Below are 23,779 nucleotides of genomic sequence, written 5' to 3' on the forward strand. Positions count from 1 at the left end.
TTATCCCGCCGCCCTCATCGGAATTCCGCGAGGCGGCGGCGCACGCCGAGCGGCACCAGCGCGATGACCAGCCCCAGCGCGGCGATCGGCACGACGACCCACCCGGCCAGCAACCGGTCGCTGTCCCGCAACGCGACCGCGAACTCCTCCTGCCGCCGCTCGGCGACAACCCCGACCGCACTGTCGAAATAGAAGAAGTCGAACGCCGCGTCGCCCCGCCTGATCCCGGTCAGCGCACCGATCGCCTCCGCGCGCTTCCCGCTGTCGGCGAGAGCGACGATCCGCTCATGGTCGGCGCGGTACCCGAGCCAGCGCTTCCCCACCTCGTCACTACCGGACAGCGCCGCGAGCCCCGCATCCCCATCGCTGAGCGCCCCGGCCTTGCGGTCGAAATCCTGCTGGTAATTGGCGTTCAACAGATAACGCCCCGTATCGGCGGCCGCGTCGTAACTGACCGCCCGCGCCTGCGACAACGCGAGATAGGGCAGCAAACTGTCCCGCCGCGCGTCCGCGAGCACTTTCGCCTGCAGGACGAGAACCGTCCCGAGAGCGACGATCAGCACCGCGGCGACACCCGTAGCGGCGATCAGCGAGGGATTCATCAGCCGCCGGAACCGGCGCGCCAGAAACACCTGCGTGCCGATCAGCAGAACGAGCACGGTCCCGCCCAGAACAACCGCGACGGCGATTCCGGCCGTTTCGGTCCGGCGTTTCTCCGCGTACGCGTCGGCAAGCTGATCCTGGCTGGCATCGCGCAATTCCGTCGCGGCGGGCAGCAGCTCGAGATGCAGCGTATTGGTCGCCTGGGTGTAATACCCGAGGGACTCCCCGCTCAGCGCCTGCCACGCCTGGCGCCGGTAGACCGCGAGCCCGTCCGCCAGCCGCAGCGCAGCCGCATCCGTCCCCGCGCGCTGCAGGTCGGCGTCGATCTCGTCGCTGCGGCGCAGGTAGGCGCTCAGCGCGTCGGCCTGCGCGGCGGCGAACCGGTCGTCGTCGCGGATCAGCATCATCCGCGCGACCTGCGCGTCGAGGTCGCTGAGCCCGAAGTACAGGTCGGAGGCGGTGGCCGCTCGCGGCGCGGCCTCCTCGCCGATGACCCGGACCTGTTCCTTGACGGCGGCCATCACCGCGCTCAGCACGATCAGGAGAAGCCCGGCGGCGACCATGGCCGCGAGCGACCACAACCGCAGCCGCGCGGGAGTCTCGGAGGAAAGCGCCACGCCCCTCACCGTAGGGCCGCCCGGCATCGGCAAACCGGCATCAACCCGGCATGCGGCAGGTCCCGCCACGTGCCGTTAATCCAATGTTCCGCTTTCCCGGAGCCGCCCCAGCGCGAAAGTCACCAGGTCACGCACCCGCGGCACCGGATCGGCGGCGAGAGCCTCAAGATGCGGTACGGCGCCGGCCCGCCCGGTCGCCCCGAGCGCACTCACCGCGGCCATCCGGACCCCCTCATCGGCATCGCGCAGCGCGCCCACGATCAGCTGGAACGCCCGCTCGTCCCCCGCCGGATCGTTGACCGAGCCCACCGCGAGCGCCCGCACCTCGGCGTCACCATCCGCCGCCGCGGCCTCGAACATCGCGATGTCCCCCGGCTCCGCCACATAACCGAGCGCCCACACCCCGGCCCGCCGCACCTCCACGGGCCGCCGCACCTCCACGGGCCCCACACCGGCACCACCCGCCCCGGCTCCGGCTCCGGCTCCGGCTCCGGCTCCGGCTCCGGCTCCGGCTCCGGCGAACTCTAGGACTGCGGCCCGAGCGGCCACCCGGTCGGCTTCGAGCAGCCCGACGATCTCGTCCTGCAGCCCGTCCTGATCGTCCCCGAGGTCCCGGGTGGACGCCCCGAGCAGCACGGGCAGCGCCGCCACCCCCTGGATCCCCGCCAGCACCCCGGCGATCAGGTCCCGCCCGTAGGCGTTCCCGTCGTCGAGAAAAGCGGCGAGCACCTCATGCAGCCGGGGCACCAGCGCGACGTCCCCGGACTCCACGAGCCTCAGGAACGTCGGCTCGATGACCTCGAACTCGTCCTCGAACTCCACGACATGCGCAACCACGGCCTCGAGCGCGGCATCGGTATCGATCACCGTCCCACCATGCCAGACCCGTACCCGGACCGGTTCCCCCGCGGGGCGCCGGTTTATCCCCAGAGGGCGTCGTGCGCCGCCTGCCACAGCCCGGGGCTACGGGCGAACAGCGACGTGCCCTCCCGGGGCCCCCGCACACCGTCAGCACCGCCGTAGACCCCACCGGCCTCGGTCACGATCAGCGAGGTGACCGCGAAGTCCCAGATCTGCCCCCGCGTCTGCACCGCCAGATCCAGCTCCCCGCTCGCCACGAGCAGCGCGGCATGCACATCCCACTCGGACTCCGCGGCCCGCGCGGCCAGCGGCGCCGCGATGACCCGGTCGGAGTCAAGATAATTCGGCGCACACGGGATCACCCCGAGCCGGCTGCCGTCGAGCAGATCCGTCCCGCCCGGCGCCACCGACACCCGCCGTTCCCGCGACCCATCGAGCGCCGACCAGTAGGCACCGCCACCGCGTTGCGCCCACCAGATCGCGTCCTGCGCCGGCGTGACGGCCACCCCGGCCTGGATCTCGCCGTCCTCCTCCAGCGCGACCAGCACCAGCCACCGATCGTCCCCGGCCACGTACTGCGCCGTCCCATCGATCGGATCGATGATCCACCGCCGCCGCCCAGCCCCCGCGGCACCGCCTTCCTCCCCTAGCAACGCATCGCCCGGCCGTTCCCGCCGCAGCACGGCCCGGATCGCCTCCTCGGACTCCCGATCGGCCGCGGTGACGGTGCTGCCGTCAGCCTTCAACTCCCGCGGCAACTCGGCCAGCGCGGCAAAATGACGCATCGCAACGGCCGCCCCGGCAAGTGCAGCCCGGCGCGCCAAATCAAGATCAAGGGACACAAACCCCATCCTGCCGCAACCCGGCAACCCCCCTCACCCCCGCCCCGATCACCGCCACCCCGATCACCGCGCCCCGGTCAGGGCGGCCCTGATCAGGGCCGCCCGGTCACCGCCGCTCGATCAGTGCCGCCCGGTCAATCCCGCACGGTCAATCCCGCACGGTCACTGCCGCACTGTCACTGCCGCACGGTCACTGCCGCACGGTCACTGCCATCGCGGGCTGGGCCGGCGAGCGGCGCAGCCGGCGGGCCACGACCAGGATGAGAACCAGGGCGGCACCGGCAAACACGGCCCGGCTGAGTGGTGTGAGGACCGGCCCACCCCCGGCGAGCGCCTCCATGAAAAAGCTGTTCCATCCGTACGTAACGAGCGCACCCGCAGCCGCAGCAAGCCGGTGCCGCCCGTCCCACCCCGCCCGCCGCGACCAGGTCGCAAGAGTGACCCCCGCGAGAACGAACGCGGTCAGCATCGCCGGAACACCGGCAGCATCAGGCAACCACTTCGTCCCCATGAACAACGCCCCCGCCACCACAACCACGCCGAACACCACCCACGCGCCCGGCGCAACGCCACGACCGTCCCGGGCCACCATGCCCCCGGCGGGAATCCGGAACGCCACCGTCACCAGCAGCGCGACGATCACGACCACGGCGGCCAGCTGCGGCCACGGCGCGATGAAATGGTCACTCGAATACGAGAACATCGTGGTCCCGAAAGCCCCCAGCGCGAGCAGCACCAACACCACGACCAGCCCAGGAGTACGCAACCACGGCACCGTACGCCGAACGCTCGCCTCCTCGACAAGCGCGATCGGCACACCGATGCTCCACACGGTGTGCAACGTCAGCACGAACAGCGTCCACGGAACCGCGATCCCCAGCGCCGGCACGAACCCGTCATCGAGCAGATGCGCCCCGGCATACCCCGGATCGAACAGCGACTGGGTGATCACTCCCTCTTCGAGCACCCCATAGGCAAGACCGAGCACAATCATGGAAGGCCAGCCCCTGTTGGTACGCCGCACAAGCTCGCGAACAACCACCGCCGCCCCACCGTAAAGGGGCGCGAGAATCAGCAACATCGGCAGCATGACAAACGTGAAGTCGCCGAGCAGAAACTCCGCAACCAACGGCGACAGGAAGAACAGGGCAACAGCAGGACCAATTCGACGCATGCGTTCATCGTCGCGGCGCCCGCCGGCCCCCACCGCCGTCGTCTGTCATCGATGTCCCCTGACAGATGTCACGTAGCGCTCAGCGGCAGCATGCCAGCTCCGCCGGGACGGAACAGCCACCGGCCGGATCCGGCCGGCACAGGAATCGCGAGCAGCCACCAGACCCCGTGCCGCGCCGCGAGCCGCAGGGCGAACAGGCAAGAGAAGCTGACGAAAGCGGTGACCGGCGCGCACCCCGGAACCTATCGGGTCAGGTTCCGCTCGGCCCATTCCGTCGCCGCCGCGATCACCGGCATCAGGCTCGATCCTCGCGGGGTCAGGGCGTATTCCACGCGGGGTGGCACGCCTTCGTGGACGGTCCGGGAGATCAGGTCGTCGCGTTCCAGGGTGCGCAGCGTTTCGGTGAGCATTTTCGGGGTTGCTCCGGCGATGACGCGGCCGAGTTCGCCGCGGTGCAACGGCCCCGCGGCGAGTTCTTTCAGGACCAGGCACACCCATCGGCCGCCGAGGCGTTGCAGCAGGCGGTGGGTCGGGCATTCGGCCATCGATGCCAGATATTTCGTACGCCCCATGGAGCCCCCCGAGCACGTTGAAGTGCCTACTGTCGCGGCAGACGATTCCGACCCTACCGTCGGCGCATGAGCGTGATCGGGATCCTCGGCGCCGGCAACGTGGCGCGGGCATTGCAGCCGAAACTGGCCGCGGCGGGCCACGAAGTGCGGATGGGGCGGCTCACCGTCGCCGAGCTGGCCGGCGCCGACGTCGTGGTGAACGCGTTACCCGGGGCGGTGGCGGTCGAGGTGCTCGGGCCGCTGAAAGATGTTCTTGCCGGGAAGGTGCTCGTCGATGTCGCCAATGCGGTGGTGCAGGGGGCGGACGGGTTCGCCGAGCGGCTGCTCTATCGCAACCTCGCGGCGGAGCTCCAGCGGATACTGCCTGATACGCGGGTCGTGAAGGCGTTGAACACCGTGGGACCGGCGGCACTCATGGGAGATCCGGGCGCCCTGGGCGTACCCGTGTCGGTATTCCTGTGTGGGGACGACCCGGCGGCGAAAGGCGTGGTTGTGGGGTTGCTGGCGGAGCTCGGGTGGCCGCGGGAATGGGTGCTCGATCTCGGCGGGGTGGAGCGGGCGTGGTGGCCGGAATCGTTTGTGCTCATGGTCCGCCCGCTGATCGCGCAGCTCGGACCGGTGCCCTTTGCCCTGTCGATCGCGCGAGGATAGCCGCATGCACAAGAGTCGTCTTTACGGGCTTTTCATCGACACCCCGGATGCGGATGCCGCGGCTGGTTTCTGGTCGGCGGCGCTCGGGGTGCCGGCCGTTCCGGAGCCGGAGGAGCCGCAGTTCATCGCACTGGCCGGGGCTTTTCCCAAGCTCGAGCTGGACGTTCAGCGGATCGGTTCGGAGCCGCGCTATCACGTCGACATCGAGACCGACGACGTGGACGCGGAGACCGCCCGGCTGCTCGCGCTCGGTGCCGTCGAGGTGGATCGGTGGCTCGACTGTCACGTCCTGCGGGCGCCGGGCGGTCATCTGCTCTGCGTGGTCCCGGTCCACAGCGACCCCGCCCTCTTCGAGAGCGAGGCACGCGTGTGGCATTCACAGACCTGAGTGGTACGCCAGCACCCCCCGGTTGACCGCGGTGATCGCCTTGCGGGCCGCGTCGCGGATGCCGGGGGTGGCGGCGCGGCCGTCGCGGATCTGGGCGAGCAGGTCGAGGACCTGGCGGGCCCAGCGCACGAAGTCGCCCGCGGGCATGTCCGTCTCGTAGTTGTTTCCGCTGGCCAGGACGCGGGCGAGGGGTTCGCCCTTGGCCCAGCGGTACATCGGCCAGACGAAGCCGGGGTCGGGCTCGCGGGTGAGGGAGAGCTCGTGCTCGGCCTCCTGGGCCTCGATCTCCGCCCACAGCTTCTGGCAGGCCTCGACCGCGGTCTGGGTGGCTCCCTTGGGGACCGAAGCACGGTCGTCACCCTCGCGGCGGGACTCGTAGAGGACCATGGAGACGGCCGCGGCCAGCTCCTCCGGGGCGAGGCCTTCCCAGACGCCGCTGCGCAGGCATTCGGCGACGAGCAGGTCGGCCTCGGTCCAGATGCGGCCGAGCATCCGGCCCGCGTCGGTGACCTCGCCGTCGGCGGACAGATACCCGCGGGCGGTGAGTACCGCGACGACCTGGTCGAACGTGCGGGCCAGCGAGCCGGTGCGACCGGCCACCTTGTCGCGCAGCGCGCTGGTGTCCCGCTCGAGGCGGTGACGGCGCTCGGCGAAGCGGGCGTGCTCCTCGCGGTCGGGGCAGGCGTGACAGGGGTGCTGCCGCATCTGCATCTTGAGCAGGGCGATCTCGGCGTCCTCCCCGGGGACCCCGCCCTTGTTGCGCCCGCGCCGGCCGCCGGGGCGGTCGTGACGGTCGTGACCGGTGGCGCTGACCGCCGCGGCGAGGTCCCGGCGGGCGCCGGGTGAGCGGTGGTTGAAGTGCTTGGGGATCCGCAGCCGGTCGAGCACCTCCACCGGGCCGCTGGGGAAGTCGCCGGGGCCGATCCGCCCGGCCCAGCGGTCCTGGGTGAGCACGAGCGGCCGGGGCTCACCGAACCCGCCGGCCGGCGGCTCGAGGACCACGGCGAGCCCGGCGCGGCGCCCGTGCGGCACGCGGATCACGTCACCGATGCGCAGCTTCTCCAACGACGACACCGCGGCGGCCTTACGCTGCTGGGTGCCCTGGCGGGCGATGGACCGCTCACGGTCGGCAATTGCGATGCGCAACCCGAAATACTCGTCGAAGTCGCCGTGGTGGCAGGCGCCGTCGGAGCCGTACTCCTGCATGGTGTCGACGTTGCGCTGGACCTGGCGGGCCAGGCCGACCACCGAGCGGTCCGCCTGGAACTGGGCGAACGACGACTCGAGCAGGTCGCGGGACTTGTCGGCGCCGACCGTGCCGACCAGGTTGACCGCCATGTTGTAGGACGGGCGGAAGCTGGAGCGCAGCGGGTAGGTGCGGGTCGAGGCGAGCCCGGCCACGTGCCGCGGGTCGACCTCGGGGCTCCACAGCACCACGGCATGGCCCTCGACGTCGATGCCGCGGCGCCCGGCCCGCCCGGTGAGCTGCGTGTACTCCCCCGGGGTCAGGTCGACGTGGGCCTCGCCGTTGAACTTGACGAGGCGTTCGAGCACGACGCAGCGGGCCGGCATGTTGATGCCGAGCGCCAGGGTCTCGGTGGCGAAGACCGCCTTGACGAGCCCGCGCACGAAGCACTCCTCGACGGCCTCCTTGAACGCGGGCAGCATGCCGGCGTGGTGCGCGGCGACCCCGCGCTCCAGGCCGTCGAGCCACTCCCAGTAGCCCAGCACCGACAGGTCCTCGGCGGGGATGCTGGCGACCTTCGCCTCGGCGATGCGGCGGATCTCGGTGCGCTCCTCGGGGTCGGTGAGGCGCAGGCCGCCGTCGAGGCACTGACGCACGGCGGCGTCGCACCCGGCACGGCTGAAGATGAACAGGATCGCGGGAAGCAGCCCGGCCCGGTCGAGCCGGTCGACCACCTCGGCGCGCGGCGGCGGCTGCCAGCGCTTGGGGCGCCCGCCACGGTTGTTCCACCCGCCGCCGGTGGTGCGCTCGCTGAACTCGAGCCGGCGCAGCATCTCGCGGGAGTAGCGCAGCAGCTCGGGATGCACGTCGTGCTTGCGGGCCGCATCGGCGTCGTGGAAAAGGTCGAACATCCGCTTGCTGACGAGCATGTGCTGCCACAACGGCACGGGCCGGTGCTCGCTGACGACGACCTCGGTCTCGCCGCGCACCGTCACGAGCCAGTCGGCGAACTCCTCGTAGTTACTGACCGTCGCGGACAGTGAGACCAAGGTCACCGAAGCGGGCAGGTGAATGATCACTTCTTCCCAGACCGCGCCCCGGAACCGGTCGGCGAGATAGTGCACCTCGTCCATCACCACATAGGCCAGCCCCTGCAGGCTCGTCGAGCCCGAGTAGAGCATGTTGCGCAGCACCTCGGTGGTCATCACGATCACGGGTGCGTCGCCGTTGATGACGTTGTCACCGGTCAGCAGGCCGACCTGATCGGCGCCGTAGCGCGCGACGAGGTCGTGATACTTCTGGTTGGACAGCGCCTTGATCGGGGTGGTGTAGAAACACTTGCGGCGCTGGCCGGAGCCGTCGGAACGCAGCGCGAGGTGCACCGCGAACTCACCGACCACCGTCTTGCCCGCGCCGGTGGGAGCGCAGACCAGCACACCGCTGCCGCGCTCCAGGGCCTCGCAGGCCTGCCGTTGGAAGTCGTCCAGGTCGAAGCCGACATCCAGCATGAAATCCTCGAGCGCGGGAAACTCGGCCGAGCGGGCCGCCCGCCTCTTGGAATCCGCATAGCGTTCGGCGGGGCTCGTCATGAACACAAGGCTAATGCGTGGGTGTGACACAACGAAGGTCGTGGCTCACCGGGCGGTTGCCGACAGTTGCGTCCGAGCCGCTGGGTATGGTGCACGGCGTGCCGGATGCCGCCGAATCGACCACCAGAAGATCGCCCCGCCGGGTGCAAGCCGTCCTCTTCGACTTCCACGGCACCCTCGCCCAGGTCGAGGAACCGGTCACCTGGGTCACCGCGGCAGCGGCCGCCTGCGGTGCCGACCTGGACCGCGCCAAGGCCACCATCCTCGCGGATCGCCTGGTCACCGCGGGCCGCGCGGGTGGCCCGCTCCCCCGCCGCGTGCCCATCCACCTCGCCGAGCACTGGGCCGACCGGGACCTCTACGAGCACAGTCACCGCGCGGCCTACACGGGTCTTGCCGAGACGGTGATGACGGACGTGCAAGGCCTCGCCGACGCGCTCTACGACCGGGGCATGGGCCCGGCGGGCTGGCTCCCCTACGCCGACACCGAGCCGACGCTGCGCACTCTGCACGAAGCGGGCATCAAGGTGGCGGTGGTGAGCAACATCGGCTTCGACATCCGCCCGCACTTCGCCGAGTGGGGCCTCGACGGGCTCATCGACGCCTTCGCCCTGTCGTACGAGATCGGCCGCACCAAACCGGATCCGGCCATCTTCCTGCGCGCCTGCGGCATGCTCGGCGTCGACCCGGAGCACACCCTCATGGTCGGTGACACCCCCGCGGACGCGGGCGCCGTCCAGGCGGGCTGCGCGGCGCTGGTCCTACCCGCCGCCGAACCGGGCCGCAGCAACGGCCTCAGCGCCTCACTCGCCCTCGCCGGCTGTTCTCGCTGAGGGCCTCAAGAGGGACTCGTTGAGAACTCAGAGGTACGTGTCGACCAGCGTGCCCTGAGTGGTGGAAACGCTGCGGATGGGCGCCTGCTCGTCCACGGCGGCGACGTGGTCGGAGACCGTCGGCGTGGCCGTGGTGGCCGCCGGGCCGGCGTCGGCGGCGGAGGTGTCCGGCGCGAGGTACTTCGAGATCAGGCTGGCGCTGGAAGAACCGATCTGCATGTTGCCTCCCGGGGTCGACGTCGGTGTCATCTGTGGGTTCGGCCCGGAGCGCGGGCGGCTGACAGCGGATTCAGATCAGCAACCGGACGGCTCCCTTCTCGCAGCTGACGGTCAGCGGCAGCGCGGCGACCCGCTCGCCGTCCGCGTACCCGACGATGCCCTCGGCCCCGACCCGCACCTCCCGCGCGCGAAATGCCGTGACCTCCGGATCGCCGACGTGGGTGCCGCGCCGGAGCCGGGGTTTGAGCCGGGTCAGCGCGGCCCGCCCGAGATCACCGCCGATCACCACGTCGAGCATCCCGTCCCGCGGATCGGCGGCCGGGCAGATCCGCATCCCGCCGCCGTAGCTGTGACCGTTTCCGATTGCCACCAGCACCCCGTCGAAGCTGTGCTCCACGCCGTCGAGCACCAGGTCGTAACGACGGGTCCGCAGCCGCGCCAGCTCCAGCGCGATCGCCAGGTCGTAGCGCCGCGGCCCGCGCGGCCACCGCATCGCATTGGCCCGCTCGTTCACGATCGCGTCGAACCCGGCGGCCAGCACAGCCCCGAACCACCGCACCGTCCCGTCGCACGTGACCACCTTCGCCAGATCAACGCGCCCGTCCCGCCCGTCCCGCAGGGCACGGGAGATCGCCTCCGCAGCCGCCAGACCCTCTCCTGGTACGCCGACCGCGCTCGCAAAGTCGTTACCCGTCCCGGCCGGCACCACCCCGAGGGGCACCTCGCTCCCCGCCACCGCCTGCAGGGCCCGGTGCACCGTGCCGTCCCCGCCCACGGACACGATCGCCCCCACACCCTCGGCAACGGCCTGGCGACAGGCATCCTCCGCCCCTGCGCCGTCGTCCGCGGTCAATACCCGCACGGGCCGTCCCGAGCGGCCCAGAGCCTCCAGGACGCCGGGAAGCAGCCCGCGATGCCGTCCCCGCCCGGCCCGCGGATTCACCAGAACCGCTATCCCGCCTTCACCCATGCCCGCAGCCTAGGACTCCCGGTGTGTGTCAGCCCTTGCCGGGCGTGACGAATTCGGGCTGGTCGAGCAGCCGCAGCCAGCTCCCATCGCTCTGGCGCCGCACGACCTGCGCGCGAGCGCCGGCCCCGTCCTTGGGCGGCGTGGACGTGAGCGCGATGTCGCCGCTGATCAACGTCGGCAGCGGCGGCTCCTGCTCGAACCGCGGCGCCGAGGTGAGCACCTTCTCCCAGAACTCCCGGATGGCGGCCCGGCCGACGGTCTGCTGCCCCGGCGGGTACGCCATGACGGCGTCCTCCTCGTACAACGCCGCGATGCCGGCCGCGTCCCCGGCGTTGGCCCGCTCGACGAACAGCCGGGTCAGGTCCTCGGGCTTGAGTGCCTTCTCGTGATCTGCCATATGTCCACCCTGACGCAGCCCGCATCAGAAGTCCAAGATGTTCCTTTCATGGAAACTAGAATCTGTGGTTATGGAACTGAGGCAGCTCGAATACCTGGTCGCCGTGGCCGAGGAGGCGAACTTCACCCGCGCGGCCGAGCGGGTCCGGATCAGCCAGTCCGGGGTCAGCGCGCAGATCCGCCAGCTCGAGCACGAGCTCGGTGCCGCCCTCATCGACCGGTCCGGCCGGCGTGCCACCGTGACCGCGGCCGGCGAGGTCGCCCTCCGCCATGCCCGGGCAGCCCTGATGGCGGTGCAGGAGCTGCGCCGCGGCGTGGACGACGTCAACGGCCTGGTCCGGGGGCGGCTGGCGGTCGGGATGGTGACGGGGTGCACGATCACGCCGTTCTTCGACGCGCTCGCCCGCTTCCACGCCGCGCACCCCGGGATCGACCTCGTCCTGCGTGAGGACAATTCCGATGAGCTCCTCAACGGCGTCCGTGCCGGCGCGATCGACCTGGCCCTCGTGGGCACGGCGACGGCTACGCCGGAGGGGGTCCAGGCGATGCCCATCATCAGCGAGGGTCTCGTGGCGCTGGTCCCCGGCGGTCATCCGCTGGCGGCGCGGCAGCACAGCACCCTTGCGGAGATCGCGGCGTACCCGGTGATCTGCCTTCCTCGGGGCACGGGCATCCGGACCGTCTTCGACCAGGCGTGCGCGGCGGGCGGGGTCACGCCGGACATCGCGCTGCAGGCGAGTGCCCCCGCAGCGATCATGGACCTCGCCCGGCGCGGGATGGGTGTCGCGGTGCTCAGCGCCTCCATGGCCACGGGATCCGACCTGCGCGCACTGCCGATCGGCGACGCCACCGAGCCGGCCGTGCTGGCCCTGACCTGGCCGCGCACCGTGAGCCCGGCCCTGCGGGAACTGCTCCACCACTGCCGGGAAGCGTTCAACGACTGAGGGCCCCCGCTCGCGCGAGGGCCCTGAAGTCAATGCACAGACCGTCAGGTCATGTCGTCGTAGCGGCTCTCGATCGGGAGCGGCTTGGCGACAGGTACGGGGGCTTCGACCGGTGACACTCCGTCGACACGGTCCGAGACGCCGACGGGGACGCGTTCTTCCTCGAGCGGCGAGACCTCGTCGTCGTCGAGGTCCGCGTAGATCTCCTTGCCGCGGCCCTTGCGCTTGTCGTTGATCGCCGAGACGCCGACCGCGATGAAATACAGCAGGATCATGCAGGCGGCCAGCAGGGTCATGCCGAACGGGCCGGGGTCGGGGGTGGCGATCGCGGCGAACGCGAACGACAGGAAGATCACGACCCGCCACCAGCTCATCAGCCGCTTCGCGGTGACCACGCCGGTGAAGTTGAGCATGAGCAGGATCAGCGGGAACTCGAACGCGGCGCCGAACAGCAGCAGCATGTTCATCACGAAGCCGACGTACGAGGTGACCTCGAGCTTGGTCGGGGCGCCCAGCACACCGGCGTCCATGATGAACACCAGGCTGTGGCCGATGATCACGTAGGCGAGGGTCACGCCCGCGGCGAACAGCGGGGCCGCGATGCCGACGAAGACGTACGCCCATTTGCGCTCGTGGCGGTGCAGGCCCGGCGCGACGAACGCCCACAGCTGGAACAGCCAGACCGGGGCACCGAGGACCAAGCCGACCCAGAGGGCGATCTTGAGGCGCAGGATCAGCTGGTCGGCGACGCCGAGCGTGATGAATTCGCAGTTTCCGTTGACGCCGATCGAGCTGGGCAGGTCGCAGTAGGGGGCCTTGAGGACGTCGAAGACCCAGTGCGAGACGAAGAAACCGACGATCAGGCCGGCAACGATGCCGATGGCGGCCCAGAAGAGCCGGTTACGCAGCTCCCGCACGTGCTCCATGAGCGTCATGGAACCGTCGGAGGCCTGCTCGAACTTGCTCGGCCCCTGATTGCGGCGCAGGGAGACGGCCACGGTGGGTCAGCGGTCGTTGGTGCGCTGCACCGGGTCCACGTACGGCTGGGCCGGCGGCTGCTGCGGCTGACCCTGCGGGTAGCCGTTCGGCGCGGGCTGCTGGTAGCCGTTGGGCGCGGGCTGCTGCTGGTAACCGGGCTGCGGCGCGTAACCGGGCTGGGCGTAGCCGGGCTGTGCGTAACCAGGCTGCGCGTACCCCTGCTGGGCGGGGTTGGTGACCTCACCCTGCACCGGCTGGCGCGAATACTGCGGCTCGGCCTTCTCGGCGACGTTGTCGTCACCGTCGACGAGACCCTTGGTCTCGGCCTTGATGATCCGCAGCGACCGGCCGAGCGACCGGGCGGCGTCAGGCAGACGCTTCGCGCCGAAGAGCAGCACGAGCACGACGACAATGACGGCGATGTGCCATGGCTTGAGGGCGCCCATGGGAAACTCCAGTCGGTTCGGAACGAGCGTGGATCGAAACGGTGCGGGGTCCATCGTACGTGCGGTTGCTGGGAGTGAGTCCTGCCGGACCGCATTGATTGCCGGCCGAGCCGAGGAATTTTCGGACAACGGCACGGGACCGGCACGCTACCACGCAGCGGGAGCGCTCTGTAAAGAGTGCTTTCCGTTATCGGCGCCGCGACCGGCCTTGATCACCGCGACCTGCTCCTGGGCCACCTCGGCCCGCTTCTGCAGCCCCTCGATCTTCTGCTGGAGCTCCTCGGCGCCCTGCTGGAGCCGCGTCGCCTGTTCCTGACGCAGCAGCAGGCGCCGCAACGCGCGGTCCAGGCCGGACAACCGGCCCATCACGGACAGCACCGACGCGCCCAGGATGATCAGGGCGAGAACCACCACGGCGATAACGATCCACAACACCATGGCGGGAATCCTACGGTGCCGGGGTGGCGTACTGGTCGAGCGCCGCCTCGGCCTGGCCGCGGATCTGCGCGACCAGCTCGGGCGGCCCGAGCACGGTGACGTCGGAGCCGAGCCCGAGCAGCAGCCGCTGCGCCCAGCCGAGATCCGTGACGCGCATGGTCACCAGCCACTCGTCGCCGTCGCGCCGCACCTCTTCGCAGGGGTAGTACTCGGTGATCCACCGGCTGCCCCGCCCGACCCGGACGGTGACCAGGGGCAGATCGGCCGACGGCTGGAACACCCCGTCGCTCATGTCGTGCGGCACGGCCCGCTCCGGCGGTGCGGCGGGCTCGTCGAGCTCTTCGTACGCGTCGATGCGGTCGACCCGGAACAGCCGCGTCGCCTCGGCCCGCCGGCACCACGCCTCGAGGTATCCGCGGTTGCCGACCATCAGCACGCGCATCGGGTCGACGATCCGCGAGCTGGTCTCGTCCCGCGCGGCCGTGTAGTAGGTGATCCGCATCGCGTGGTGGCGCTCGACGATGTCCCGGATCGCGTCGAGGCGCTCGGTGCCGGCCGGCAGCCGCACCGCGACGGGCGCGTCACCGAGGTCCCCCGTGGCGTTCTCGATCTTCGCCAGTGCCCGTTCGATCGCGTCGCGGGAGCCGATGCCGGGCGTCTCGGCGAGCATCCGCAGCGCCACGACCAGGGCCAGCGCCTCGTCCGGGTTGAGCCGCAGCGGGCGGTCGATGCCGGCGTCGTAGGTGATCGTCACCCGGTCGCCGTCCAGCGCCATGTCGATCAGGTCGCCGGGGCCGTACCCGGGCAGGCCGCAGACCCACAGCAGCTCGAGGTCCTCGCGCAGCTGCTGGACGCTGACGTGGAAGTCCGCGGCGGCCTCGGCCACCTCGATCCCCGGGCGGGCGAGGAGGTACGGCACCAGGTTGAGCAGCCGCCCGAGCCGGTCACCGCCCGTCGGGCGCGACACGGGCGTGCGCTGCTGCGGCGGCGTCACGAGAGCACCCCCGCAGCCGCGGGCTGGTATCGCGTGACGACCTCTTTGAGCTGCTGGATGACCAGGTCACGCAGCTCGGGCGGGCTGTCGGCGCGGACGTCGGCGCCATAGCCGACCAGCCGGGAGGCGAGCCACTCCGAGTCGGAGTACGGGATGGTGAGCCGGTCGCCGCCGGGGCCCGGCACGGTCTCGATCGCCCAGCGGCGCAGGCCCGCGGCCCGGCCCGGGCGCACGACGACGGTGGCGCGCTGGTCCTTCGCGACCGGCCCGGAGAAGTGCGCGACCTGGCCGATCAGGTCGACGTCCTGCGGCGGGGTGAACGCGGCGGACTGGCCCACGGCGCGGACCGTCCCGACGATCCGGGACAGCCGGAAGCAGCGGGTCGCGTCGCGGTCGCGGTCGTGCCCGACGACGTACCACTTGCCCTGCCAGCAGACCACGCCCCACGGTTGCAGGCGGCGGACCGTCGGCTCGTCGACCTCCGGCACACGGTAGGAGAACGTCACCGCCCGGCGGGCCCGCGCCGCGGCGGTGAGCGGCCCGAACGCCGGATCGACGGTGACGACCGGCTCGACGCCCAGGGTGGCCTGCGGGTCGACCTCGATGCCGGCGGCGCGCAGCTTGGCCAGCCCGGAGGACGCGGCGGCGGCCAGCCCGGCGTGCTGCCAGAGCCGCGCGGCGATGCCGACGGCGGCCGCCTCGTCCGGTTCCAGGGGGATGTCGGGCAGGGCGTACTCGCGGTGGGCGATGCGGTAGCCGTGCTCGGTGTCGAACGCGCTGGCCAGGCCGGTCTCCAGCGGCACGCCCAGCTCACGCAGCTCGGCCTTGTCCCGCTCGAACTTGCGCTGGAACGCGTCGTGGTCGCGCGGGTCCTCCGGGTCGTGCTCGTAACCGGGCACGGTCGCGGCGATCTGCGCGGCGGTCAGGAACCGTCGTGTGGAGAGAAGGCAGATGACCAGGTTCACCAGGCGCTCGGTACGGGTGCGCGACACGACCGAAACGCTAGCAGCCCGGCGGCGATGTGGCGTTACGCGCAGTCCGTACGCGGTTATCTGTAACCACCAAGGGGAAGGATGACCTCGTGCCCGAGACCTCACCGCCCACCGGAACCGCCCCCACCTCGCCGAACGACCAGGCGCCGCCCAAGGTCGGGCTGGCCGGTGCGGAAGCACTCGCGGTCGGTGACACCCCGCAGGGCGGCGGGGAGAACGAGAGCATCGGCACGGTCATCGTCGCGGGCGGCGCCAACCTGGTGATCGCCGCCGCGAAGCTGGTCGCGGGCATGCTGTCGGGGTCGGCCGCGATGCTGTCGGAGGCCGCGCACTCGCTGGCCGACACGATCACCGAGGTCTTCCTCTACGTGGCGCTGCGCCGCGGTTCCAAGGAGGCCGACGAACGTCACCCGTTCGGGTACGGCAAGGAGAGCTTCGTCTGGGCGTTCATCGCCGCGCTGTTCACCTTCGTCGGCGGCGCCGGCTTCTCCATCTACCACGGCGTCACCACGATCCTGGCCGGCGAGCACAGCGGCGACTTCCTGCTGTCGTACGTCGTCCTCGCGGTCTCGTTCGTCGCCGAGGGCACCTCGTTCCTGCGGGCGAAGAAGCAGGTCGCGGGCGAGTCGAAGCGCTGGGGCATCACGCCGTTCCGGTTCCTGCGGCTGACCCCGGACACCACCGTCAAGGCGGTCTACTTCGAGGACTCCGCGGCCCTGATCGGCCTGATCCTTGCCGCGCTGGGCGTGCTCGGCGTGCAGCTGACCGGTGACGAGCTGTGGGACGGCCTGGCCTCGATCGCGATCGGCCTGCTGCTGCTGGTGGTCGCGTTCATCCTGGCCCGCAGCAACGTGTCGCTGCTGGTCGGCCGCGCGGTGCCGCGCCGCATGCACAACCAGATCGCCGAGGACCTGGCCGCCATCCCGGTCGTCACCGCGGTCCCGACGCTGCTCACGATGCAGCTCGGCCCCGGCGACATCCTGGTCGCCGCGAAGGTCGACTTCGACGACACGGTCACCGGCGCGGAGATCGAGGAGGCCTCCGACGAGGCCGAACGCCGCCTGCGCAGCCGCTACCCCGGCATCCGCTACGTCTTCCTCGACCCCACCCGCGGCACGGCCGGACGCAACCACAAGGACGGCGGGGACGACATATAGGGTCGCGGCCATGATGCGGTGGCGGTCAGGGATGGTTTCATCGGTACGCCGTGAGTGGCGCGGCGCGATCGAACTGGTCGTCGGCACGCCGGACGGCATGGTGAAGGCGCTCGCCTACCCGGAGCTCGTCGGCACCCCCGTACCCGGCGACCGTGTCCTGCTGAATGTCGGCGCCCTGGTCATGGGTCTGGGCACCGGAGGGTACGCGCTGGTCGTGGCCCTGCCCGACCGCCTGCCCCCGGACCCCGCCCAGGACGGCACGACCCGCGACTCCGGCCACCTGGTGAAGGCCCGCTACACGCCCCTGCAGCCGATCCTGCTCGGCGTCGACGAGGAAGCCTCCCCGCACCACGCGGTCATGGCCGCCGCCGACACCCTCGACGACATGCCGGTGGTCCTGGCCGACCTGCACTCGGCGCTCCCCGCGATCCTCGCCGGCATCCACGCCGACCGCCCCGACGCCCGCGTCGCCTACGTCATGACCGACGGCGGCGCCCTCCCGGCCTGGTTCTCCCGCACCCTCGCCGGCCTCGCCGGCCACCTCGCCGGCACGATCACCACCGGCCAGGCCTTCGGCGGCGACCTCGAAGCCAGCACCGTGCACACCGGCCTGCTCGCCACCCGCCACGTCCTGAACGCCGACATCACGATCGTCGCCCAGGGCCCCGGCAACCTCGGCACCGGCTCCACCTGGGGCTTCTCCGGCGTAGCCCTCGGCGAAGCCCTCAACGCCACGGTCACCCTCGGCGGCCGCCCGATCGGCTCCCTGCGCATCTCCGACGGCGACGCCCGCCCCCGCCACCGCGGCATCTCCCACCACAGCCTGACCGCCTACGGCAAGGTCGCCCTGGTCCCCGCCGACCTGCCCGTCCCCGCCGACCTCCCGGCCGACCTGGCCAAGGAGGTCACCGAGGCCCTCGCCCCGCTGACCACCCTGCACCGCATCGTGGAGGTCCCGACCGACGGCCTGGACGCCGCCCTGCAGGCCAGCCCGGTGCCGCTCTCGACGATGGGCCGCGGCCTCCTCGAAGACCACGCTTACTTCATCTCCGCAGCCGTCGCCGGCCGCCACGCCGCCAGCCTGCTCCCCACGTCCTCCGGACCAGCCTCATCCTGACCACCGGCCGATTGCCCGCTGACCGCTGACCGCTGACCGCTGACCGGTGGGCCGGCGGGGCGGTGGGCCGGCTGGGCGGTGTGGGGCGGTGAGCCGGCGGCAGCGGGCCGGTGACGGTGGGCCAGCGGGGCGGCGGGCCAGCGGGGCGGTGGGCCAGCGGGGCGGTGGGCCAGCGGGGCGGTGGGCCAGCGGGGCGGCGGGCCGGCGGCAGCGGGCCGGCGGCGGTGATATTTCTTGCGGGTCAGGGTGATGCGGGCGGCCCGATGAGGGCGGCGTTATTTTTTGCGGGCCAGGGTGACGCGGGCGGCGCGGGATGAGGGCGGCGTTACTTCTTGCGGGCCAGGGTGACGCCGTCGCGGACGGGGAGCATGACGGATTCGACGCGGGGGTCGGCGGTGACGAGGTCGTTGAGGGCGCGCATCGCGGGGACGTTCGGCCTGGTCGACGACGGGTTGACGATGTCGCCGCCCTGGAGCACGTTGTCGAGGACGATCAGGCCGCCCGGGCGGAGGCGGCGGACCAGTTCCTCGTAGTAACCGGGATAACCTGGTTTGTCGGCGTCGATGAACGCGAAGTCCAGCACCGGCTCGCCGGGGAGCGACCTGAGCGTCTCGAGGGCCGGGGCGATCCGCAGCTCGATCCGCTCGGCGAGGCCGGCGCGTTTCCAGGCGTCGCGGGCCAGCCCGGTGAACTCCTCCGAGACGTCGCAGCAGAGCAGCCGCCCGCCCTCGGCGAGACCCCGCGCGATACAGATGGCCGAGTACCCGGTGAACGTCCCGACCTCGACCGCCTGGCGCGCCCCGGTCAGCCGGACCAGCAGGGTGAGCAGCGCACCCTCATCCTGCGATACCTGCATCCCCGACGGCCCCGGGAACCGCGCCCGCGTCTCCGCCGCCAACTCCCGCAGCACGTCGTCAGCGGGCGTGGAGTGAGCAACCAGATAATCCGCGATCACGGGATCAACGATGTCAGCCATACCTCCAGCCTTCTCCCTCCGCCATCCCCCGGCAATCGCAACAACCTGGGAGATTTCGCAAAGCCCGCCAGCCAGCTTCCGAGGTTGGGGTCGCGGTCTGGGGTCGGGAGCTCGGTCTGAGGGTCGGGAGCTCGGCTTGGGGGTCGGGGGCTCGGGTTGGGGGTCGGGGGCTCGGGTTGGAGGTCGGGAGCTCGGCTTGGGCGTTGGGGGCTCGGGTTGCGGTTGGAGGCTCGGGTTGGGGGTTCGGGTTGGGATTTCGGGGTTGGCTCAGCCGCTCACGCAGCTGGCAGGGGGCGGGTGGCCGTTCGGGCGCCGCCAGGCGCCTGGCCGCCCGGGCCCGGTCTCTCGCGGGAGGAGCGGCCGGGACCACGACGGACCCGAGTCAGGATCCTGAACTTGATCTTGCGGTGGATCCCGCCGGGAATGGCGCTCGGCGTGAGAGAGCCGCTCAGCCGAAAGACCTCAGCCGAAAAATCAGCCGAAGAAGATGATGTAGAGCCATCCGAGGAGGAGCAGTCCCAGGATCGCGGCGAGCAACCACGTCGGGATCTTGTGGCCGCCTCGGCGGGCGGCGGAGACCTGGGCGTGGACGCGGTCGCGGCGGCGGTCGACCCGGGCTCGCATGACGTCCTCGAAAGTCCGCTCGGGGACTTCGGGCAGCGGCGGGGGGCCGGACGCGTGGGAGCCGGACGCGTGGTGATCGGACGCGTGGTGATCGGGCTCGTGTGGCGATGAGGTCATGGCCCGATCAGCGTAGCGGGCGCGTTGCGGGTGGCGCCGGTCAGGCAGTCGGCCCGACCGGCGACTCCCGTCACATGCTGGCGATCAGGCGTTCGACGCGTTCGTCGTAGGCTCGGAACGGGTCCTTGCAGAGGACGGTGCGCTGGGCCTGGTCGTTGAGCTTGAGGTGGACCCAGTCGACCGTGAAGTCGCGGCGTTTCTCCTGGGCGTGGCGGATGAACTCGCCGCGGAGGCGGGCGCGGGTGGTCTGGGGCGGGGTTTCCTTGGCTTCGAAGATCTCGAGGTCGTTGGAGATGCGGTCGACCTGCTTGCGCTTCTCCATCAGGGCGTAGAGGCCACGGCCACGGCGTACGTCGTGGTACGCGAGGTCGAGCTGGGCGACCCTCGGGTGGCTCATGGGGATCTCGTGCTTGGCGGAGTAGCGGTCGATCAGCTTGAGTTTTGACACCCAGTCGATCTCGCGGGCGATCGGGTCCAGGTTTTCGGTCTCGATCGCGTTGAGGACGCGGCCCCAGAGCTCGACGACGCGCTTGGCGGTCTGGTCGCCGCCGCGGCGCTCGACGAACTCGGTGGCCTTCGCCAGGTATTCCTGCTGGATCTCGAGCGCGCTGACCTCTTTGTTGTTGGCCAGGCGGATCTTGCGGCGGCCGGTGGTGTCGTGGCTGACCTCGCGGATGGCCCGGATCGGGTTCTCCAGGGTGAGGTCGCGCATGACGACGCCGGCTTCGATCATCCGCAGGACGAGGTCGGCGCTGCCGACCTTGAGCAGCGTGGTGACCTCGTTCATGTTGGAGTCGCCGACGATGACGTGCAGGCGCCGGTAGCGCTCGGCGTCGGCGTGCGGCTCGTCGCGGGTGTTGATGATCGGGCGGGAGCGGGTCGTGGCGCTGGAGACGCCCTCCCAGATGTGCTCGGCGCGCTGCGAGAGGCAGAACACGGCGCCGCGTGGGGTCTGGAGCACCTTGCCGGCGCCGCAGATCAGCTGGCGGGTCACCAGGAACGGGATCAGGACGTCGGCGAGCCGGCCGAACTCGCCGTGGCGGGACACGAGGTAGTTCTCGTGGCAGCCGTAGGAGTTGCCGGCGGAGTCGGTGTTGTTCTTGAAGAGGTAGATCTCGCCCGCGATGCCCTCGTCGTGCAGCCGCTTCTCCGCGTCGACGAGCAGGCCCTCGAGGATGCGCTCGCCGGCGCGGTCGTGCGCGACGAGATCGGTCACGGAGTCGCACTCGGGCGTTGCATATTCGGGGTGCGAACCGACGTCCAGGTAGAGACGGGCGCCGTTACGGAGAAAGACGTTGCTGCTGCGTCCCCAGGACACCACTCGGCGGAACAGGTAGCGGGCCACCTCGTCCGGGGACAGCCGCCGCTGACCCCGATAGGTGCACGTGACGCCGTACTCGGTTTCTAGGCCGAAAATTCGCCGTTCCATGACGAAACACTAGCCTCAGAAACCCTCCGAACGGCAGTGACAACCCGCGCTTTCACTGAGGCTCTGCGTCACGGGAGCTACTGAATGGCCTTCGACCTGCGGATACACTGCCTCCTTGATGAATCTATTGATCACTGGCGGGGCGGGCTTCATCGGCTCCTGGTTCGTCCGCGAAGCGCTGCGGGACCGTCTGCCGGGCCTCGAAGGTGCCCAGGTCACGGTCCTCGACAAACTCACGTACGCGGGCAGCTTCGCCAACCTCGGCCCGGTGTCCGAGAGCGATCGCCTCGACTTCGTGCCCGGCGACATCGCGGACGCGGCCCTCGTCGACACCGTGATGCGCAAGCACGACCACGTCATCCACTTCGCCGCGGAATCCCACGTCGACCGCAGCATCACGGCCGCCGCCGAGTTCGCCCAGACGAACGTCGTCGGCACCCAGGTCCTCCTGGACGCCGCCCTGCGCCACGGCGTCGAACGCTTCGTACACGTCTCCACCGACGAGGTGTACGGCTCGATCCCCGCCGGTTCCTGGCGCGAGGACGCCCCGATCGCCCCGAACTCCCCGTACGCGGCGACGAAGGCCGGCGCCGACCTGCTGGCCCTCGCGTACCACCGCACCCACGGCCTGCCCGTCACGGTCACCCGCTGCGCCAACAACTACGGCCCCTACCAGCACCCCGAGAAACTCATCCCCCGCTTCGTCACGAACCTGCTGGCGGGCCGCACGGTCCCCCTCTACGGCGACGGCGCCCAGGTCCGCGACTGGGTCCACGTCAGCGACCACTGCCGCGGCACGGCTCTCGCGCTCCAGGCCGGCCGCCCGGGCGAGGTCTACCACATCGGCGGCAACAAAGAACTGACGAACAAGGGCCTCACCGCATTGTTGCTGCGCGCCTGCGGCGCCGATTGGGACCGGGTCGTCCACGTCGAGGACCGCAAAGGCCATGACCGCAGGTACGCCCTCGACGACACCAAGATCCGCAAAGAATTGGGGTACGAGCCCCAGGTCGACTTTGCCGCCGGACTGGCCGACACCGTCCAGTGGTACCGCGACAACGAGGACTGGTGGCGCCCCCTCGTCGTCGACTGATGGTAATTTGAGGGCGTTGTGGACGTTTTGGAGCACGGTGGATCGCCCCGGCCTCGCCGCGTTCTCCTGGGCGCACCGATCGTGGGCGCACCGATCGTGGGTGCGCTGATCGTGGCTGCGCTCGCTGCGGCCTTGATCGGGCTGCGTTACGCCCGCCGCGACGGTGACCCCGCCGCGTCACCCTCGCCGTCACCATCCACTGCTTCCGCCGCCCAGCTGATGGCGGCGGGTGAAGGTGTCTACACGGTGACGAGCAACCCGCAGACCAAAGATTTCGTCGTGCAGGCCGTGCTGAAGAACCCGGGCAGCGCGGCTCTGCAGATAAGCGCCGGCCGGTTGGACGAACCGCCGGGCATCAGCCGCTGGACGATGGCGGTCCTGCCGGACGGCCTCAGCCAGGACGAACTCACCTACGAGGCGGTCACCAAGGCCGCGTCGACCCACACGATCCTGGAGAGCGGCCAGAGCGTGCAGCTCACCATCGCGGGAACGATCACCTGCGGCGCCCCGATGATCAGCCACGCCGAGGTCCCCATCCTCGTGGACCACAACGATGTCAGCGTCACCATGCCGCACGCCGCCGACGCGCCCGACTGGCTCACCGAAGTGAGCACCACCCTCTGCTGAACCCCAGCCTCTGAGCCCCAGCCTCTGAGCCCCAGCCTCTGGGCTGCGGGGCCGGCGCTGCAGGGCCGGCGCTGCAGAGCCGGCGCTGCAGGGCTCGGCCAGGGCGTGGCCGAGCCCGGGCAGCCGGTTACTTCTTGTCTTCCTCGTGGCCTTCCTTGTCGACCGAGGCGGCCGAGATGGTCGGCTTGTCGTCGGCCGGGGCGGGGGCGGTGGCGTCGCCGCGCTCCGGTTCGGGCTGGTCCTTGCCGCCCTTGAGCAGCGACTCCAGCGCAGCGCCCGAGACCCGGCGGAACGTGCGGCCGCGACGCCGGCGGTCCAGGACCGCGACCTCCAGCTGCGCCGCCCCCAGCTCGCGGGTGCTGCCGTTCTCGCCGCCGACGCTGCCCAGACCCTTGATCGCCACGGCCAGCGCCGTTGCCAGGTCCGCGGTGACGTCGTGGCGTTCCTTCAGCACGGTGGAGATGGCCTCGGCAGAGCCGCCCATCGCCATGAAGCCCGGCTCGTCCATGACCGATCCGTCGTACGTGATGCGGTAGAGCTCGTCCGCCGCCGGGTCGGCGCCGACCTGCGCGACGCAGATCTCCACCTCGTACGGCTTCTGCGTCTCGGAGAAGATCGCACCCAGGGTCTGGGTGTACGCGTTGGCGAGCGCGCGGCCGGTGACATCGCGCCGGTCGTACGCGAGGCCGTTCAGGTCGGCCATCCGCACACCGGCCCGGCGCAGGCTCTCGAACTCGTTGTAGCGGCCGACAGCGGCGAAACCGATCCTGTCGTACAACTCGCTGATCTTGCGCAGCGAGGTGAGGTTCTCGGCGACCAGCAGGATGCCGCCCTCATACGTGAGGACGACGGCGGAGCGGCCGCGGGCGATGCCCTTGCGGGCGTATTCCGAGCGGTCGCGCTGGACCTGCTCGGGCGAGGCGTAGAACTGCATGGCCACGGGTGG

The 23,779-nt window shown here is 70.9% G+C and carries 26 protein-coding genes; 8 read left to right on the forward strand and 18 right to left on the reverse strand.

The features are described 5' to 3' along the window. Positions 1 to 14 precede the first annotated feature (14 nt). From Ahu01nite_RS26775 to Ahu01nite_RS26795, 5 genes are all read right to left on the reverse strand, one after another. Entirely contained in the window at positions 15 to 1,220 is a 1,206-nt protein-coding gene (locus Ahu01nite_RS26775; RefSeq protein WP_239159164.1) for a GlnX family signal transduction membrane protein, read from the reverse strand. Between the two features lie 75 nt (positions 1,221 to 1,295). Continuing rightward, positions 1,296 to 2,087 (reverse strand): HEAT repeat domain-containing protein, encoded by a 792-nt coding sequence (locus tag Ahu01nite_RS26780; protein WP_203839399.1) that lies wholly within the window; start codon positions 2,085 to 2,087, stop codon positions 1,296 to 1,298. A 53-nt stretch (positions 2,088 to 2,140) separates the two neighbouring features. Next, positions 2,141 to 2,932, reverse strand: a complete 792-nt coding sequence (locus Ahu01nite_RS26785; protein ID WP_203839400.1) for an inositol monophosphatase family protein — start codon at positions 2,930 to 2,932, stop codon at positions 2,141 to 2,143. 181 nt (positions 2,933 to 3,113) lie between these two features. After that, positions 3,114 to 4,097: a hypothetical protein gene (locus tag Ahu01nite_RS26790; RefSeq protein ID WP_203839401.1), complete on the reverse strand. Its 984-nt coding sequence runs from the start codon at positions 4,095 to 4,097 to the stop codon at positions 3,114 to 3,116. 242 nt (positions 4,098 to 4,339) lie between these two features. Then, complete coding sequence (locus Ahu01nite_RS26795; protein WP_203839402.1) at positions 4,340 to 4,669, reverse strand: winged helix-turn-helix transcriptional regulator; 330 nt, start codon at positions 4,667 to 4,669, stop codon at positions 4,340 to 4,342. Positions 4,670 to 4,735: 66 nt separating this feature from the next. On the opposite strand from Ahu01nite_RS26795, the gene Ahu01nite_RS26800 reads away from it, so the two are divergent. Together Ahu01nite_RS26800 and Ahu01nite_RS26805 are read left to right on the forward strand one after the other, a co-directional pair. Continuing rightward, positions 4,736 to 5,320 carry an NADPH-dependent F420 reductase gene (locus Ahu01nite_RS26800; RefSeq protein WP_203839403.1) on the forward strand — a complete coding sequence of 195 codons (585 nt, stop codon included), beginning with the start codon at positions 4,736 to 4,738 and terminating at the stop codon, positions 5,318 to 5,320. A gap of 4 nt (positions 5,321 to 5,324) precedes the next feature. Beyond that, positions 5,325 to 5,708 carry a VOC family protein gene (locus tag Ahu01nite_RS26805; protein ID WP_203839404.1) on the forward strand — a complete coding sequence of 128 codons (384 nt, stop codon included), beginning with the start codon at positions 5,325 to 5,327 and terminating at the stop codon, positions 5,706 to 5,708. Here the strand turns inward: Ahu01nite_RS26805 and Ahu01nite_RS26810 are convergent. Continuing rightward, positions 5,697 to 8,483 carry a DEAD/DEAH box helicase gene (locus Ahu01nite_RS26810; protein ID WP_203839405.1) on the reverse strand — a complete coding sequence of 929 codons (2,787 nt, stop codon included), beginning with the start codon at positions 8,481 to 8,483 and terminating at the stop codon, positions 5,697 to 5,699. The genes Ahu01nite_RS26805 and Ahu01nite_RS26810 overlap by 12 nt on opposite strands. A gap of 86 nt (positions 8,484 to 8,569) precedes the next feature. Between Ahu01nite_RS26810 and Ahu01nite_RS26815 the strand changes: the two genes are divergently transcribed. Next, a complete protein-coding gene (locus tag Ahu01nite_RS26815; RefSeq protein ID WP_203839426.1) occupies positions 8,570 to 9,316 on the forward strand; it encodes an HAD family hydrolase in 747 nt (248 codons plus the stop codon). Positions 9,317 to 9,343: 27 nt separating this feature from the next. Here Ahu01nite_RS26815 and Ahu01nite_RS26820 read toward each other — a convergent pair whose 3' ends face one another. From Ahu01nite_RS26820 to Ahu01nite_RS26830, 3 genes are all read right to left on the reverse strand, one after another. Further along, a complete protein-coding gene (locus Ahu01nite_RS26820) occupies positions 9,344 to 9,535 on the reverse strand; it encodes a hypothetical protein (protein WP_203839406.1) in 192 nt (63 codons plus the stop codon). A 70-nt stretch (positions 9,536 to 9,605) separates the two neighbouring features. Continuing rightward, positions 9,606 to 10,505 carry a diacylglycerol kinase family protein gene (locus Ahu01nite_RS26825; RefSeq protein ID WP_203839407.1) on the reverse strand — a complete coding sequence of 300 codons (900 nt, stop codon included), beginning with the start codon at positions 10,503 to 10,505 and terminating at the stop codon, positions 9,606 to 9,608. Between the two features lie 28 nt (positions 10,506 to 10,533). Beyond that, the gene (locus Ahu01nite_RS26830) at positions 10,534 to 10,902 is read right to left on the reverse strand and encodes a YybH family protein (protein WP_203839408.1); all 369 of its coding nucleotides are present in this window, start codon (positions 10,900 to 10,902) and stop codon (positions 10,534 to 10,536) included. A 70-nt stretch (positions 10,903 to 10,972) separates the two neighbouring features. On the opposite strand from Ahu01nite_RS26830, the gene Ahu01nite_RS26835 reads away from it, so the two are divergent. Beyond that, the gene (locus tag Ahu01nite_RS26835) at positions 10,973 to 11,845 is read left to right on the forward strand and encodes a LysR family transcriptional regulator (RefSeq protein ID WP_203839409.1); all 873 of its coding nucleotides are present in this window, start codon (positions 10,973 to 10,975) and stop codon (positions 11,843 to 11,845) included. A gap of 44 nt (positions 11,846 to 11,889) precedes the next feature. Here the strand turns inward: Ahu01nite_RS26835 and tatC are convergent, their stop codons facing one another. The 5 genes from tatC to Ahu01nite_RS26860 all read right to left on the reverse strand — a co-directional run bounded on the left by tatC (position 11,890) and on the right by Ahu01nite_RS26860 (position 15,693). Continuing rightward, entirely contained in the window at positions 11,890 to 12,843 is a 954-nt protein-coding gene (gene tatC / locus Ahu01nite_RS26840) for a twin-arginine translocase subunit TatC (RefSeq protein WP_203839410.1), read from the reverse strand. A 6-nt stretch (positions 12,844 to 12,849) separates the two neighbouring features. Then, positions 12,850 to 13,269, reverse strand: a complete 420-nt coding sequence (gene tatA / locus Ahu01nite_RS26845; RefSeq protein ID WP_203839411.1) for a Sec-independent protein translocase subunit TatA — start codon at positions 13,267 to 13,269, stop codon at positions 12,850 to 12,852. 147 nt (positions 13,270 to 13,416) lie between these two features. After that, entirely contained in the window at positions 13,417 to 13,707 is a 291-nt protein-coding gene (locus Ahu01nite_RS26850; RefSeq protein WP_239159166.1) for a hypothetical protein, read from the reverse strand. Between the two features lie 10 nt (positions 13,708 to 13,717). Further along, positions 13,718 to 14,701 (reverse strand): helix-turn-helix transcriptional regulator, encoded by a 984-nt coding sequence (locus Ahu01nite_RS26855; RefSeq protein ID WP_239159167.1) that lies wholly within the window; start codon positions 14,699 to 14,701, stop codon positions 13,718 to 13,720. Then, positions 14,698 to 15,693: a helix-turn-helix transcriptional regulator gene (locus Ahu01nite_RS26860; RefSeq protein WP_203839412.1), complete on the reverse strand. Its 996-nt coding sequence runs from the start codon at positions 15,691 to 15,693 to the stop codon at positions 14,698 to 14,700. The genes Ahu01nite_RS26855 and Ahu01nite_RS26860 overlap by 4 nt, the downstream gene beginning before the upstream one ends. 161 nt (positions 15,694 to 15,854) lie before the next feature. On the opposite strand from Ahu01nite_RS26860, the gene Ahu01nite_RS26865 reads away from it, so the two are divergent. Together Ahu01nite_RS26865 and Ahu01nite_RS26870 are read left to right on the forward strand one after the other, a co-directional pair. Then, positions 15,855 to 16,850 (forward strand): cation diffusion facilitator family transporter, encoded by a 996-nt coding sequence (locus tag Ahu01nite_RS26865; protein ID WP_203839429.1) that lies wholly within the window; start codon positions 15,855 to 15,857, stop codon positions 16,848 to 16,850. 10 nt (positions 16,851 to 16,860) lie between these two features. Further along, positions 16,861 to 17,967 carry a DUF3866 family protein gene (locus Ahu01nite_RS26870; protein WP_203839413.1) on the forward strand — a complete coding sequence of 369 codons (1,107 nt, stop codon included), beginning with the start codon at positions 16,861 to 16,863 and terminating at the stop codon, positions 17,965 to 17,967. A gap of 325 nt (positions 17,968 to 18,292) precedes the next feature. Here Ahu01nite_RS26870 and Ahu01nite_RS26875 read toward each other — a convergent pair whose 3' ends face one another. The 3 genes from Ahu01nite_RS26875 to pafA all read right to left on the reverse strand — a co-directional run bounded on the left by Ahu01nite_RS26875 (position 18,293) and on the right by pafA (position 21,113). Next, positions 18,293 to 18,943: an O-methyltransferase gene (locus Ahu01nite_RS26875; RefSeq protein ID WP_203839414.1), complete on the reverse strand. Its 651-nt coding sequence runs from the start codon at positions 18,941 to 18,943 to the stop codon at positions 18,293 to 18,295. Between the two features lie 474 nt (positions 18,944 to 19,417). Then, positions 19,418 to 19,684, reverse strand: a complete 267-nt coding sequence (locus Ahu01nite_RS26880; RefSeq protein WP_203839431.1) for a hypothetical protein — start codon at positions 19,682 to 19,684, stop codon at positions 19,418 to 19,420. A 70-nt stretch (positions 19,685 to 19,754) separates the two neighbouring features. After that, positions 19,755 to 21,113, reverse strand: a complete 1,359-nt coding sequence (gene pafA / locus Ahu01nite_RS26885) for a Pup--protein ligase (protein WP_203839415.1) — start codon at positions 21,111 to 21,113, stop codon at positions 19,755 to 19,757. Positions 21,114 to 21,231: 118 nt separating this feature from the next. Between pafA and rfbB the strand changes: the two genes are divergently transcribed. Beyond that, a complete protein-coding gene (gene rfbB / locus Ahu01nite_RS26890) occupies positions 21,232 to 22,206 on the forward strand; it encodes a dTDP-glucose 4,6-dehydratase (protein WP_203839416.1) in 975 nt (324 codons plus the stop codon). Positions 22,207 to 22,287: 81 nt separating this feature from the next. Continuing rightward, the gene (locus Ahu01nite_RS26895; RefSeq protein ID WP_203839417.1) at positions 22,288 to 22,833 is read left to right on the forward strand and encodes a hypothetical protein; all 546 of its coding nucleotides are present in this window, start codon (positions 22,288 to 22,290) and stop codon (positions 22,831 to 22,833) included. A gap of 127 nt (positions 22,834 to 22,960) precedes the next feature. Here the strand turns inward: Ahu01nite_RS26895 and prcA are convergent, their stop codons facing one another. Further along, complete coding sequence (prcA, locus tag Ahu01nite_RS26900; RefSeq protein WP_203839418.1) at positions 22,961 to 23,773, reverse strand: proteasome subunit alpha; 813 nt, start codon at positions 23,771 to 23,773, stop codon at positions 22,961 to 22,963. Positions 23,774 to 23,779: the final 6 nt, after the last annotated feature.

The sequence above is a fragment of the Winogradskya humida genome (assembly GCF_016862215.1).
Classification (GTDB): domain Bacteria; phylum Actinomycetota; class Actinomycetes; order Mycobacteriales; family Micromonosporaceae; genus Actinoplanes; species Actinoplanes humidus.

What these genes read in the sequence shown, in the direction of transcription:
- Ahu01nite_RS26785 (WP_203839400.1), bottom strand. Translation starts at nt 2,932, where the DNA reads ATGGGGTTTGTGTCCCTTGATCTTGATTTGGCGCGCCGGGCTGCACTT.
- Ahu01nite_RS26790 (WP_203839401.1), bottom strand. Translation starts at nt 4,097, where the DNA reads ATGCGTCGAATTGGTCCTGCTGTTGCCCTGTTCTTCCTGTCGCCGTTG.
- Ahu01nite_RS26795 (WP_203839402.1), bottom strand. Translation starts at nt 4,669, where the DNA reads ATGGGGCGTACGAAATATCTGGCATCGATGGCCGAATGCCCGACCCAC.
- Ahu01nite_RS26800 (WP_203839403.1), top strand. Translation starts at nt 4,736, where the DNA reads ATGAGCGTGATCGGGATCCTCGGCGCCGGCAACGTGGCGCGGGCATTG.
- Ahu01nite_RS26805 (WP_203839404.1), top strand. Translation starts at nt 5,325, where the DNA reads ATGCACAAGAGTCGTCTTTACGGGCTTTTCATCGACACCCCGGATGCG.
- Ahu01nite_RS26810 (WP_203839405.1), bottom strand. Translation starts at nt 8,483, where the DNA reads ATGACGAGCCCCGCCGAACGCTATGCGGATTCCAAGAGGCGGGCGGCC.
- Ahu01nite_RS26815 (WP_203839426.1), top strand. Translation starts at nt 8,570, where the DNA reads ATGGTGCACGGCGTGCCGGATGCCGCCGAATCGACCACCAGAAGATCG.
- Ahu01nite_RS26820 (WP_203839406.1), bottom strand. Translation starts at nt 9,535, where the DNA reads ATGCAGATCGGTTCTTCCAGCGCCAGCCTGATCTCGAAGTACCTCGCG.
- Ahu01nite_RS26825 (WP_203839407.1), bottom strand. Translation starts at nt 10,505, where the DNA reads ATGGGTGAAGGCGGGATAGCGGTTCTGGTGAATCCGCGGGCCGGGCGG.
- Ahu01nite_RS26830 (WP_203839408.1), bottom strand. Translation starts at nt 10,902, where the DNA reads ATGGCAGATCACGAGAAGGCACTCAAGCCCGAGGACCTGACCCGGCTG.
- Ahu01nite_RS26835 (WP_203839409.1), top strand. Translation starts at nt 10,973, where the DNA reads ATGGAACTGAGGCAGCTCGAATACCTGGTCGCCGTGGCCGAGGAGGCG.
- tatA (WP_203839411.1), bottom strand. Translation starts at nt 13,269, where the DNA reads ATGGGCGCCCTCAAGCCATGGCACATCGCCGTCATTGTCGTCGTGCTC.
- Ahu01nite_RS26850 (WP_239159166.1), bottom strand. Translation starts at nt 13,707, where the DNA reads ATGGTGTTGTGGATCGTTATCGCCGTGGTGGTTCTCGCCCTGATCATC.
- Ahu01nite_RS26870 (WP_203839413.1), top strand. Translation starts at nt 16,861, where the DNA reads ATGATGCGGTGGCGGTCAGGGATGGTTTCATCGGTACGCCGTGAGTGG.
- Ahu01nite_RS26875 (WP_203839414.1), bottom strand. Translation starts at nt 18,943, where the DNA reads ATGGCTGACATCGTTGATCCCGTGATCGCGGATTATCTGGTTGCTCAC.
- Ahu01nite_RS26880 (WP_203839431.1), bottom strand. Translation starts at nt 19,684, where the DNA reads ATGACCTCATCGCCACACGAGCCCGATCACCACGCGTCCGATCACCAC.
- pafA (WP_203839415.1), bottom strand. Translation starts at nt 21,113, where the DNA reads ATGGAACGGCGAATTTTCGGCCTAGAAACCGAGTACGGCGTCACGTGC.
- rfbB (WP_203839416.1), top strand. Translation starts at nt 21,232, where the DNA reads ATGAATCTATTGATCACTGGCGGGGCGGGCTTCATCGGCTCCTGGTTC.